A 12,433-nucleotide genomic window follows, 5' to 3' on the forward strand; every position below is an offset into this window, starting at 1 on the left:
ATTTCTTATAATAATAGGATATATGTTCGTGAAGTTGTATTAAAAATTATGTTATCCATGCAAAGCCTATAGTAGGACATTTTTATTATGAAAAAGCTACTCATATTGACCACAGCTTGTACCACAACATTTTATTTCCCTTTGAATGCTATGGCAGAAGAGCATGGTTTCTTAGAGGACAGTACATTAACAATTACGGCTAAAAATTATTATTATGATAATAACAATCGTGATAATTATGCTGGCCAATCACGTGAATGGGGGCAAGGATTTATCCTTGATTACAAATCGGGTTTTACACAGGGCACAGTAGGTGTAGGTATTGATGCCTTAGCTATGTTTGGTTTTCGTTTAGACAGTGGTGGGCGTGCAGGTAAAGCTAATATTGATCGTACCCCTGGCACTATGTTTCCATTAAAACGCAATGGAAAAGCGGAAAATAGTTTTGGCAGTTTTGGGGTAGCACCTAAAATTCGTATCTCTAAAACAGAAGCAAAATACGGAACATTCATACCTAATATGCCTGTTGCAGTGGGTAATAATGGCCGTTTATTACCACAAACCTTTGATGGCGGTATGATTACCTCCAATGAGTTGAAAGATTTTACCTTTGTGGGTGGTAAGTTAGAACATGTTAAAGGTCGTGCCTCTACTGATAATCAACCAATGTCTGTAGATGGTGCTAGTACGGGTATAGCGAGTAATAAGTTTTATTTTGGTGGTGTAGATTACCGAGTAACCAAAGATTTAAAACTACAATATTACTATGGCAATTTAAAAGAGTTTTATAAACAACACTTCTTAGGGCTAAACTATGGTTTAGCGCTACCTGTTGGTAGTTTAACCACAGATGTACGTTATTTCTACAGTGACTCTGATGGTAAAAATGCGAGTACTTCAGGTAGAGGCCAAGGCTATCGTATCAAAGGTTATAATAATAATGGTGAGGTAGATAACCAAACATGGAGCGTGGCATTAACTTATGCTGTTAAAGGACATGCGCTTACTGGCGGTTATCAAAGTCTTTCTGGGGACAGTAACTTTCCATTCTTAAATCAGGGTACTGCTTGGTCTGGGGCGGGTGGTTCTACAGCCTACTTATGGACTGATAGCCAAATTGGTAAATTCCTAAGTGCAGGGCAACGTACTTGGTTTGGCCAATACAGCTTTAACTTTGCTGATATAGGTGTACCAGGTTTAACTGCTTCTATTAAATACTTAAAAGGTAGCCATGTTTACGATACTCGTGCTGGTGCTAATTATGGTAAAAAGGAAAGGGAGTGGGAGCGTGATTTTAAAGTTGCCTACAAAATCCAATCAGGCCCTTTAAAAGATCTTGAGTTAGCATGGATGAATGCAACTTTCCGCTCTGGTGCATCCAATGATTTAGATGAAAATCGTGTGATTGCGACTTATACCTTTGTGTTTGATAAGTTTTAATAGCGTTTTTAAATTTATAAAAAAGGCCACTTAGTGTGGCCTTTTTAATGATGAATATTTATTGAGGTTTTTCGGGAACCTCTATCCCAAGTGCTGCTTTTTCTTGCCATTCTTCACTGATTTCATTTTTTACAGTAACCCCTAATTCGACAAAATTATTAACCAAGCTTACTAGATTACCTCTACCATCCATCAGTTGCTTTTTAGCCTCTTGATAACTGTCTTGCGCATTTATTAAGCTTTTTTCTATTTTATCCATATTGGTTAAGAAATTACGCAGTTTGTCATAGACCCTACTGGCTGTATTAGCAAGCTCAAGCGTATTACGACTTTGATTCTCTAGTCGCCATAATTGTCTAACAATAGTTAGGCAAGCAAGCAAAGTAGTAGGCGTAGCTACTAATATATTTTGATCAATGGCCTTTTGTAGTAACGTTTCATCACTCTTAAAGGCTGTAATAAAAGCAGGTTCAATAGGGATAAACATAATTACTAATTCAGGTGAATTAATATCGGCTGATTTATAGTAAAAACGTTCTGATAATTCTTTAATACGTTGACTGATAGCTTTAATATGTTCCTTTAGAGCTGATTGTTGCAGCTCGTCTGATGTAGCATTGATTGTTTTAATATAAGCATTAAGTGAAACTTTAGCATCAATGACTAGATGTTTTTGTTGAGGAAGATTAATGATTACATCAGGAACTTGTGCTTCACCTTCTTCAGAATAAATTCGCTTTTGTAAGCTAAAGTCTTTATTGGGCTGTAGTCCTGCTTGTTCCAATATATTTTCTAAAATCAGTTCACCCCAATTCCCCTGCATTTTTTTATCACCTTTTAAGGCAACAGTTAACTCATGGGTTTCTTGGGTAATTTGTAGATTGAGTTCTTTTAAGTGTTTTAACTCTTGGGTTAATTCTGTTTTTTGAATGGTTTCTGCATGATGAATTTCTTCAACCTTATGCCGAAAACCTGCTATTTGCTCACGAAAGGGTGTTAATAATGATTGCAGTGATTGTTGGCTTTGTTCAGTAAAGCTTTTGCCTTTAGCATCAAAAATTTGAGAGGCTAATTGTTCAAATTCCAATTTTAATTGTTGCCGATTTTCATTAAATAATTTTATTTGTTCAACAAAGTGTTCCTCTTTTTGCTTTAGCGTGGTGTTTATTTGAGTATATTGATTAGAAAGTTGACTATGACGTGTCTGCAAATGTTCAAATTTAGTTTGTAGTTCTTGATTGTTAGCTTTTAGCTCTAAATTATGTTCTCTCAACTGAGTATTTTGAGTTTTAAAGTTTTCAGCTTGAATGTGATAATCTTGCTGCTGTTGTTGTAAGGTTTGTAGCTGCGAATTAGCATCAGTAAGCTGTTTATATAATGCCCAAATAATGCTACTAAGGACAAAAAATAATAAACCAGTAGCAATAATAACTAACCATAATAGAGTAAGAGTATCCATCATTTATAAACATTCATTAGAGAAATTACTTATATTGTAATAGAGAATAGCTAAGAAAAGGTTATTTTAAAAATATAGTAGCACAATATGTTGTAGTATGAAGGGGTAGGCTATTGTTTATTATTACTAAAGTCTGCAAAAATAATAAGTATAAAACCAACAATATTTGATAGAGTGTTGTAGCTAATTTAGATGACTGAAGACCTACTGATTAATTGATATATATCTTAAATTTGTAATGATTATTGTAAAAAATCTGTATTTTTTAATAAGCAAGGTTAAATTATAATGCTATAATATCTTGTAAAGCGGTATTTGATTTCGCATCATGAAACTCGTTATATTTAATTAATTTAAGAATATAAGTTATATTAGTAAAATTTATTGATAGAATAAGACATATTAGTAAAGGGTTTAGTAAATTTTAGTCAAAATAACATTGTTTGTTGATAAACGGCCTAATTACTAAACGGTAAATAAGAAAAGCTGTGAGGAGAATATTGTGGAACGTGAATTCATGGAATTTGATGTTGTAATTGTTGGGGCAGGTCCTGCAGGACTTTCTGCTGCATGCCGTTTAAAACAAAAAGCAATAGAAGCAAACCAAGAAATTAGCGTTTGTGTGGTGGAGAAAGGGGTAGAGGTAGGTGCCCACATCTTATCAGGTGCGGTATTTGAACCTCATGCTTTGCAAGAATTATTTCCAGATTGGAAAGAAAAAGGTGCACCTTTAAAGACCCATGTTAAACGTGATGATATTTATTTCTTTACCAGTGATAAAGATTCTAAAAAAATTCCAGATGCATTTGTGCCTAAAACAATGCGCAATCATGGCAACTATATTATTTCTTTAGGTAATCTTTGCCGTTGGTTAGCTGAACAAGCGGAAGCATTAGGCGTGGAAGTATACCCTGGCTTTGCTGCACAAGAATTATTAATAGATGATCAAAATAAAGTATGCGGTATCTTAACAGGTGATATGGGGGTTGATAAAGAAGGTAACCCTAAAGATGGTTTATATACACCTGGTATGGAGTTACGTGGTAAATATACTTTATTTGCAGAAGGCTGCCGTGGTCATCTTGGTAAAGAACTAATTAAGCATTACAAGTTAGATGCTGATTCTGATCCACAACATTATGGTATTGGTATTAAAGAGCTATGGGAAATTGATCCTGCTAAACATGAAGAAGGTTTAGTGGTACATACCACTGGTTGGCCATTAACCAAGGCAAGCCCAGGTGGCTCGTTCTTATACCATATTGAAAATAATCAAGTAGTGGTTGGATTAATTATTGATTTATCGTATGAAAATCCTTACTTATCTCCCTTTGAAGAATTCCAAAGGCATAAATTGCACCCCGTTATTCGCCAATATTTAGAAGGTGGTAAACGTATTTGTTATGGTGCACGTGCTGTTGTAAAAGGTGGCTTAAACTCTCTACCTAAGATGATTTTCCCAGGTGGTGCTTTAATTGGCTGTGATTTAGGGACTTTAAATTTCTCTAAAATTAAAGGCAGCCACACTGCAATGAAATCTGGAATGTTAGCAGCAGAGGCCACTTTTGAGGCTTTAGTAGCTGGTCGTGCAGGAGATGAATTAACTGCTTATCCTGAATTATTTAAAAATAGTTGGGTATATGATGAGTTATATCGCTCACGTAACTTTGGCCCTGCTATGCATAAATTCGGTACATTCTGGGGTGGTGCATTTAGTTTTATCGACCAAAATATTTTTGCTGGTAAGTTACCTTTTACTTTGCATGATACACGTCAGGATTTTAATACCCTTAACAAAGCAAGTGAATCACAAAAAATTGATTATCCTAAGCCAGATGGGGTAATTACCTTTGATCGTTTATCTTCAGTATTTTTATCAAATACTACCCATGAAGAAAATCAACCTTGTCACTTAAAATTGGCAGATGCTGAGATACCCATTAAGAAAAACTTACCTGAATATGCAGAGCCTGCACAGCGTTATTGCCCTGCTGGAGTATATGAAGTGGTTGAAAATGATGATGGTTCTAAGCGTTTCCAAATTAACGCTGCTAACTGTGTGCATTGTAAAACCTGTGATATTAAAGATCCTGCACAGAATATCACGTGGACACCACCTGAGGGTGGCGGTGGTCCAGTTTATCCTAATATGTAATTATTAATTTTCATAGTGTCTCTATGGTGGAGAGGTTTAGGCTTCTCCATTTTTTTTGCCTAAATTATTTTATGATATTGGTGATCTGAAAAATTTATTGTTGTTACCAAAGTAGCTATATAAATATAAAAATGCTAGCTGATATTAGAAAATAAGCTAAAGCAGTGTTAACGTATAAATAAATCTGTAGTTAATATTTAGTTTGTTTCTATTGGCGTTGCTGTTTTTTGTAACCAATGGCGTCTAGAAATAAGGCAAAATATAGCGAAAGCCATAAACACAAAAATAGCTCCAGCATAGCCAACATAAGAAGTGCTGGTTTGTGCTAATACAATACTTCCAACCAATGCCCCACCGCCAATACCAATATTAAAAATACCTGAGAACATAGAAATAGCAACATCCGAAGCATCAGGCGCAATATCCAGTACTTTGGTTTGTAGTGAAAGGGCAATTATAGTCATTACACTGCCCCAAATGATACATAGTATCGCAGTAGTATAATGGCTATAGGTGCTAGCAGTTAATAGTAATAGACTGATAAGTAAAATAGTTATTGAGCCCAAAATTAACCCAATAGGATAGTGGGGTGATTTTTTAGTAAAAATAATACTGCCAAGAATACCTGCCCCCCCAATACATAATAATAAAAATACCACAAAGTTTTTACTAAAACCGCCTACTTCTGTCATAAAGGGAGTAATATAGGTATAAGCAGTAAAATGTCCAGTTACTATAATGGCTGTTAAAACATAAACATTGATAAGAGCAGGGCGTTTCATTAATGAAGGTAGGCTTTTTAATGAGCCAGCATTATTACTAGGTAATTTAGGCAATAGCCAAATTAATATTATCATTACTATAAAAGCAATAATGGCAATACATAGAAAAGTAACACGCCAACCTGTATGTTGACCAATAATAGTTCCAATAGGAACACCTAATACCGTTGCTAATGATGAGCCAGTCACAATAAAACTTAAGGCTTTAGCTCTTTTATGAAAAGGGGCAATACGGGCCGCTAATGGTACTGTAATGGCCCAAAATACAGCATGGGCACAGGCGATACCAATACGGGCAACCATTAATGAAGCAAAGCTCCAAGCAAGCCAAGCGAGTATATGGCTAGTTATAAATAGAATAAATAAAATAATTAATAGTAAGCGTCTTTCAATTCTGGCAGTAAGGATGGTGAGGGGTAGCGACATTAGGGTAACTACCCAAGCATATCCCGTAATCAGTAGCCCAGTGTGTGATACATCCATATTAAAACTTTCGGCAATGCTAGGTAATAAGCCGACGGGTACAAACTCTGTGGTATTAAAAATAAAGGCAGCAAAAGATAAAGCAATCACAGGTAACCATGCTTGCCAGAACTTGGAGTTTGCAGAGGAGGTAGTATTATCAGGCATAAAGAATATAGAGAGTAGTGTATTAATAAATATAAAAAGGGGGTAATTTTAGCATTTTTTTAACACTGTCTTATATAACGATTTAGTTGTAACCTATCAGATATTGTATTATTAAGTATCAAAAGAGGGTTTACTACCTTAAGGTTAAATCATGAATAATAAAGTTTTTTTATTAGTATTGTTAATATCATGTATAGCGATATTAGTTTGGTCTGGTATAAATCCTAAAGAAAGGCTTACTTGGTGGTTGGAAACATTACCTGTATTTATTGCAATTATTTTATGCTGTGCAACCTATAAGAAATTTGAGCTTACCCCTCTTTTATATCTATTAATATGGATTGAATGCGTTATTTTAATGGTGGGTGGTCATTATACCTATGCAGAAGTACCTTTATTTGATTGGATCAAGGAAGTATTTAATCAGTCCCGAAATAATTACGATAAGCTAGGCCATTTAGCTCAAGGTTTTATCCCTGCTATATTAGTTAGGGAATTATTACTTAGAACATCACCATTAAAGTCAGGTAAATGGTTATTTACAATTATAGTTTTTGGAATATTAGGCATTAGTGCTAGCTATGAGTTAATTGAGTGGGCTGCTGCTGAGATTATAGGCGAAGATGCAGACTCATTTTTAGGTAGCCAAGGCGATATTTGGGATACACAGAAAGATATGTTTTGTGCCTTTATTGGCGCTATCTTGGCTTTACTAACATTATCTAAACTACATGATAAGCAGTTAGTGAGATTTATTAACAAGGATTAGTTTAGACTAGCAACTATTTTCGATTTATTAGTTTTGAAATAGCGTCCATATAAAAGCCACGATAAAGCAAAAAACGCCCTTGTTTAGCTTTTTCTTTAGCATCTTTGGGTGGTGAGCCGAATTTACGCTGCCACAGTTCTTCAAGTTGTTCTTGCCAATCGTAACCAGCCTCTTGTAAGGCTTGACTAATATCAGCTTTGTTAAGTCCACGTTCCATTAGTTCTTGCTGGATACGTAATGGTCCATATCCATTGTTGGCGTGGCTTCGAATATAGGATTCTAAGTAGCGGTGTTCAGAGAGGAGTTTATCTTCGGTAAGTTGATCGAGTACTGCATCGATCAGTTCAGGGAGGGCGCCTTTACGTAACAGTTTACGCTTTAATTCAATACGACCATGCTCACGCATCGCTAAGATATCCATAGCTACCTTGCGGATAGCTATGGGCGTATCTAAAACAGCCATTGATTACTCGTCAGCGGCAGTATCATCACTTTCAGTAATAGGTACTGGTTGGCTTAATAATTTTTCACGAATAGTTGTTTCTAGTGTTTTGGTGATCTCTGGATTTTCTTCTAAGAATTTAGAAGCATTGGCTTTACCTTGACCAATTTTCTTTCCATCATAACTATACCAAGCGCCTGCTTTTTCAATAAGTCCAAGTTGAACACCAAGATCAATAATTTCACCTGTACGATAAATGCCTTTACCATAAAGGATTTGGAATTCAGCTTGGCGGAAAGGAGGAGCCACTTTATTTTTAACCACTTTAACCCGTGTTTCACTACCCGTAACTTCATCACCTTCTTTTACTGAACCTGTACGACGAATATCTAAACGTACCGATGCATAGAATTTCAGCGCGTTACCACCTGTAGTTGTTTCAGGGTTACCAAACATAACCCCAATCTTCATACGAATTTGGTTAATAAAGATAACTAAACAGTTAGCGGTTTTAATATTACCCGTAATTTTACGTAGTGCTTGTGACATTAAACGCGCTTGTAAGCCCATATGTGAGTCACCCATTTCACCTTCAATCTCAGCTTTAGGTACAAGGGCGGCTACTGAGTCAACAATAATCACATCAACAGCGTTTGAACGTACAAGCATATCGGTAATTTCTAATGCTTGCTCACCTGTATCTGGCTGAGCAACATAAAGGTCGTCAACATTAACCCCTAATTTACCTGCATATTCTGGGTCTAATGCATGTTCAGCGTCTACGAAAGCACATACACAACCTTGCTTCTGTGCTTCAGCAATGACTGATAAGGTTAAGGTAGTTTTACCCGAAGATTCAGGGCCATAAATCTCAACAATACGGCCTTTAGGTAAACCACCAATACCAAGTGCAATATCTAACCCTAATGAACCAGTAGAAATGGCAGGAATAGCTTGGCGCTCTTGGTCACCCATGCGCATTACAGCACCTTTACCGAATTGCCGTTCAATCTGTGTTAAAGCAGCCGCTAGTGCACGCTTTTTATTCTCTTCCATCATCAATCCTCATTCATATAAGAAAGCTCATTATTAGTGTCTGTTTAACACTAAAATTTGGCGACTATTATTTCATAGTGCTAGGGTATAACTAAAGCACTTTTTAACTTTCAACAGGTGTTTTTTGTTGAGTTAATCGTATCAAACCATGTAGCGCTAACTGTATGGTTTGCTCACGAATATTCTCTCTATTACCTTTAAATTGAGCGCAATGGGTGTAGCATTGATTATTACCATGCCAAGCAAACCATACCATACCAACAGGATGATGTTCAGTACCGCCTGTAGGGCCTGCTATACCGCTAACAGCGACGCCATATTGAGCATTACTTTTAGCGATAGCACCTGCTACCATAGCTGTAACTACTTCTTCACTGACAGCGCCTACGCTATCAAACAGTTGATGGGGTACATTTAACATCAATGTTTTTTGTTTGTTGGAATAGGTGATATAACCTGCTTCAAACCAATTCGAACTACCAGAAATACGCGTAATCGCTTCAGCAATACCACCACCCGTACAAGACTCAGCAGTAGTTACTTGGGCTTGCTGTTTTTTTAGCTGTTTGCCTAGATGTTGGGCTAAGTGTGTAATAGTATCTTTCATATAGTTCCTTATTATTGACGTAGTCCTTTACCTGTTTTAAGTAAATAAAGGCTTAAGCTATAGAGCACCAAAGTAGCCACTAATAAAAAGCCAATAGCAATAAATATATTAATATCTGATACCCCTAAGATGCCATAACGAAAAGCGTTAACCATATGTAAAATAGGATTAATTAAGGATACAGATTGCCAGAACTCAGGCAGTAAATTAATAGAGTAAAAAACGCCACCTAGGTAGGTTAGGGGGGTTAGTACAAAGGTAGGAACGATAGAAATATCATCAAAATTTCTTGCATAAACAGCATTAATAAAGCCCGCTAAAGAAAATACTGTAGCCGTGAGCACTACTACTAATATCGTAATACCCAGATGATTAATATGTAGTTTAGTAAAAAACAACGATAAAATGGATACAATAAAACCAACAGCCAAGCCTCTTAAAATACCCCCTGTAATATAACCCACTAAAATAGTATGGGGTGAAACAGGTGAGACAAGTAGCTCTTCAATAGAACGGTGGAATTTAGCACCAAAGAAGCTAGATACCACATTACTGTAAGAGTTAGTAATTACTGACATCATAATCAGGCCAGGTACTATATATTGGATATAGTCAAATCCACCCATATCACCAATACGACTGCCAATAAGTTTACCAAAGATAATAAAGTATAAAGCCATGGTAATGGCTGGTGGTAATAGTGTTTGTGCCCATATCCGCATAAAACGGTGTATTTCGCGGCTTACGATAGTGCGTAAGGCTATTAAATTGGTTGCAAGTTGGATATTCATGATACTTTTACTTTCTCGTTATTTTCCACTAAGGCTATAAATAATTCTTCTAATCGATTGTTCTTGTTTCTCATGCTAGACACTAGAATGCCTTGCATACTCAATTGATTAAATAATTCATTAATGCCTTGGTTGTGCTTAACTACTACTTCAAGTGTTTGGTTATCAGCTAATCTGCAATCATAACCTTGTAACGTAGGTCGCGTTGTTAAAGGTTTGGCTAGGTCTAAAATAACCGTCTCTTCACTTAGGGTACTGAGTAGTGAACGCATACTGGTATTTTTTACAATTTCACCATGGTTAATAATGGCGATGTTGCGGCATAGTTGTTCAGCTTCTTCAAGATAGTGAGTGGTGAGGATGATAGTCATGCCCCGTTTTTGGTTGAGTTTGGTTAAAAATCCCCACATGGAACGACGTAGCTCAATATCTACCCCTGCAGTAGGCTCATCCAGAATAAGTAGTTTTGGTTCATGAATCAGTGCGCGAACAATCATTAAACGACGCTTCATACCACCAGATAACATACGCACAGTAACATCTTTTTTATCCCATAGCCCCAATTCAGTAAAGTAGAATTCAGCGCGCTCTTTAGCTACTTTAGCAGGAACACCATAATAACCTGCTTGGGTGATAATAACGTCAAAGCATTTTTCAAACTGGTTAAAATTAAATTCTTGTGGTACAACGCCAAGATGGCGTTTTAAATTAAACAGATCAGTGTCATAGTCATGACCAAACACTTTAATGGAACCACTGGTTTTATTAACTAAAGAAGATAAAATACCAATGGTGGTGGATTTTCCAGCACCATTAGGGCCAAGAAGCGCAAAAAAGTCGCCTTGGGCAACATCTAAATCAATCCCTTTAAGGGCTTGAAAGCCATTGTTATAGACTTTGGTTAACTGTCTGATGTTTAGGGCAGAAGTCATAATACACTCGTTTAGGATAAATTATTTCAGATAGCTTAATGTAAGGTTAGGATATAAGGTATAATCTATATTATATATGGACTATAGGCGTGAATATCAAATAGCCTTATAATAACCGATCCAAATTTATTATAAATGTTAATTTTTTTTATTCCTTTAATAAATTAAACCAATAGAGAGTAGTAGAGAGCAATATGGGACAGTTTAATACCATTCGTCCTTACCATGATGATGAAGTACCTGCTGTAATTGAGAGGCTATCAAAGGATAATGAGTTTATTAATACCGTATTAAAGTTCCGTTTCCCCCACTTAAGCAGTTCATTTGGATGGTTATTACGTCCTTTTATTGCTCGCAAATTAAAGAATTATCTCTCAAAAATTCATAGTGTACGCGATTTACAGTTAAAAATAGCTGACTATGTAGAGCATTCTATTTCTTCCAGTATTGAGCGCTTTACCTATTCTGGTGGAGAAAATGTAGATACTCAATGTAAGTATCTATTTATGGCGAATCACCGTGATATCGTAATGGATCCTACGCTGACTAACTATGCCTTACATTTAATTGGTATGGGTACGCCACGTATCGCTATTGGTGATAACTTACTACAAAAGCAATATGTAGCTGATTTGATGCGTTTAAATAAAAGCTTTGTGGTACAGCGTTCGGTAACAGGACGTAAAGAAAAGTTAGCCGCTTATCAGCAGTTATCGGCCTATATTAATCATTCTATCTTACATGACCATGAATCTATTTGGATTGCACAGGCGGAAGGGCGGGCTAAAGATGGTAATGATGAAACAGATTCAGCCTTATTGAAAATGTTGCATATAAGCCGTAAGGAAGAGAATTTTGTTGAGGTAATAGCTAGCTTAAATCTATTACCTATTTCTATTAGTTATGAATATGACCCTTGCGATTTAATGAAAGCACGTGAGCTTTATATTAAGGCGACAGAAGGTAAGTATACCAAAGCTGTTGGTGAAGATGACCGTAGTATTGCATTAGGCATTACGGGTTATAAAGGGGATGTACATGTTCATTTTGGTAAGCGTATAAACAATGGTTTTGAAGATGCTAAGGAGTTAGCAGATTTAATAGATCAACAGATTTTAGGTAATTATCATCTATTTCCTGTACATTATTTGGCTTATGCAATGTGGGATAAGGCAGATCAAACAATAAACATTCCTGCTATTGAGAGCTTGTTCCCAGTAGAAAAGATCGAAAAAGCTAAGCATGAATGGCAAAAACGTTTAGATGCTTGCCCAGAAGAACACAAGCCTTATTTGATTATGCAATATGCTTATCCTGTTTATAATAAGTATCGATTGAATAACGGAAAACTGGCGTAATGCCAGTTTCCA

11 protein-coding genes are annotated in these 12,433 nt (G+C 36.1%); 4 read left to right on the forward strand and 7 right to left on the reverse strand.

Going from position 1 to position 12,433, the window contains the following annotated elements; translation table 11 throughout:
- The first annotated feature begins 87 nt into the window (after positions 1-87).
- Positions 88-1,440: an OprD family porin gene (locus tag JHT90_RS03570; protein ID WP_201094192.1), complete on the forward strand. Its 1,353-nt coding sequence runs from the start codon at positions 88-90 to the stop codon at positions 1,438-1,440.
- A 58-nt stretch (positions 1,441-1,498) separates the two neighbouring features.
- Here JHT90_RS03570 and JHT90_RS03575 read toward each other — a convergent pair whose 3' ends face one another.
- A complete protein-coding gene (locus JHT90_RS03575; protein ID WP_201094194.1) occupies positions 1,499-2,902 on the reverse strand; it encodes a DNA recombination protein RmuC in 1,404 nt (467 codons plus the stop codon).
- A 499-nt stretch (positions 2,903-3,401) separates the two neighbouring features.
- Here JHT90_RS03575 and JHT90_RS03580 point away from each other — a divergent pair, with 499 nt between their 5' ends.
- On the forward strand, positions 3,402-5,054 hold the full coding sequence (locus JHT90_RS03580; protein ID WP_201094196.1) for an electron transfer flavoprotein-ubiquinone oxidoreductase: 1,653 nt from the start codon (positions 3,402-3,404) through the stop codon (positions 5,052-5,054).
- Between the two features lie 197 nt (positions 5,055-5,251).
- Here the strand turns inward: JHT90_RS03580 and JHT90_RS03585 are convergent, their stop codons facing one another.
- Positions 5,252-6,466: a sugar transporter gene (locus tag JHT90_RS03585; protein WP_201094204.1), complete on the reverse strand. Its 1,215-nt coding sequence runs from the start codon at positions 6,464-6,466 to the stop codon at positions 5,252-5,254.
- Between the two features lie 151 nt (positions 6,467-6,617).
- On the opposite strand from JHT90_RS03585, the gene JHT90_RS03590 reads away from it, so the two are divergent.
- Complete coding sequence (locus JHT90_RS03590) at positions 6,618-7,235, forward strand: DUF2238 domain-containing protein (protein WP_201094206.1); 618 nt, start codon at positions 6,618-6,620, stop codon at positions 7,233-7,235.
- A 13-nt stretch (positions 7,236-7,248) separates the two neighbouring features.
- Here JHT90_RS03590 and recX read toward each other — a convergent pair whose 3' ends face one another.
- From recX to JHT90_RS03615, 5 genes are all read right to left on the reverse strand, one after another.
- Positions 7,249-7,698: a recombination regulator RecX gene (gene recX, locus JHT90_RS03595; protein ID WP_201094208.1), complete on the reverse strand. Its 450-nt coding sequence runs from the start codon at positions 7,696-7,698 to the stop codon at positions 7,249-7,251.
- A gap of 3 nt (positions 7,699-7,701) precedes the next feature.
- Positions 7,702-8,733: a recombinase RecA gene (gene recA / locus JHT90_RS03600; RefSeq protein WP_201095750.1), complete on the reverse strand. Its 1,032-nt coding sequence runs from the start codon at positions 8,731-8,733 to the stop codon at positions 7,702-7,704.
- 103 nt (positions 8,734-8,836) lie between these two features.
- Positions 8,837-9,340, reverse strand: coding sequence for a CinA family protein (locus JHT90_RS03605; protein WP_201094210.1), 504 nt, complete (start codon positions 9,338-9,340; stop codon positions 8,837-8,839).
- Between the two features lie 11 nt (positions 9,341-9,351).
- Positions 9,352-10,131 (reverse strand): ABC transporter permease, encoded by a 780-nt coding sequence (locus JHT90_RS03610; protein WP_201094212.1) that lies wholly within the window; start codon positions 10,129-10,131, stop codon positions 9,352-9,354.
- Entirely contained in the window at positions 10,128-11,063 is a 936-nt protein-coding gene (locus tag JHT90_RS03615) for an ABC transporter ATP-binding protein (RefSeq protein ID WP_201094214.1), read from the reverse strand. The genes JHT90_RS03610 and JHT90_RS03615 overlap by 4 nt, the downstream gene beginning before the upstream one ends.
- A gap of 194 nt (positions 11,064-11,257) precedes the next feature.
- Here JHT90_RS03615 and JHT90_RS03620 point away from each other — a divergent pair, with 194 nt between their 5' ends.
- Positions 11,258-12,421, forward strand: a complete 1,164-nt coding sequence (locus JHT90_RS03620; protein WP_201094225.1) for a 1-acyl-sn-glycerol-3-phosphate acyltransferase — start codon at positions 11,258-11,260, stop codon at positions 12,419-12,421.
- The last annotated feature ends 12 nt before the right edge of the window (positions 12,422-12,433 follow it).

It is taken from the genome of Entomomonas asaccharolytica, from assembly GCF_016653615.1.
Classification (GTDB): domain Bacteria; phylum Pseudomonadota; class Gammaproteobacteria; order Pseudomonadales; family Pseudomonadaceae; genus Entomomonas; species Entomomonas asaccharolytica.

Excerpts from the sequence above, each read along its gene's own strand:
- JHT90_RS03575 (WP_201094194.1), bottom strand. The coding sequence starts at position 2,902 with ATGATGGATACTCTTACTCTATTATGGTTAGTTATTATTGCTACTGGT.
- JHT90_RS03610 (WP_201094212.1), bottom strand. The coding sequence starts at position 10,131 with ATGAATATCCAACTTGCAACCAATTTAATAGCCTTACGCACTATCGTA.
- JHT90_RS03615 (WP_201094214.1), bottom strand. The coding sequence starts at position 11,063 with ATGACTTCTGCCCTAAACATCAGACAGTTAACCAAAGTCTATAACAAT.
- JHT90_RS03585 (WP_201094204.1), bottom strand. The coding sequence starts at position 6,466 with ATGCCTGATAATACTACCTCCTCTGCAAACTCCAAGTTCTGGCAAGCA.
- JHT90_RS03605 (WP_201094210.1), bottom strand. The coding sequence starts at position 9,340 with ATGAAAGATACTATTACACACTTAGCCCAACATCTAGGCAAACAGCTA.
- JHT90_RS03570 (WP_201094192.1), top strand. The coding sequence starts at position 88 with ATGAAAAAGCTACTCATATTGACCACAGCTTGTACCACAACATTTTAT.
- JHT90_RS03620 (WP_201094225.1), top strand. The coding sequence starts at position 11,258 with ATGGGACAGTTTAATACCATTCGTCCTTACCATGATGATGAAGTACCT.
- recA (WP_201095750.1), bottom strand. The coding sequence starts at position 8,733 with ATGGAAGAGAATAAAAAGCGTGCACTAGCGGCTGCTTTAACACAGATT.
- recX (WP_201094208.1), bottom strand. The coding sequence starts at position 7,698 with ATGGCTGTTTTAGATACGCCCATAGCTATCCGCAAGGTAGCTATGGAT.
- JHT90_RS03590 (WP_201094206.1), top strand. The coding sequence starts at position 6,618 with ATGAATAATAAAGTTTTTTTATTAGTATTGTTAATATCATGTATAGCG.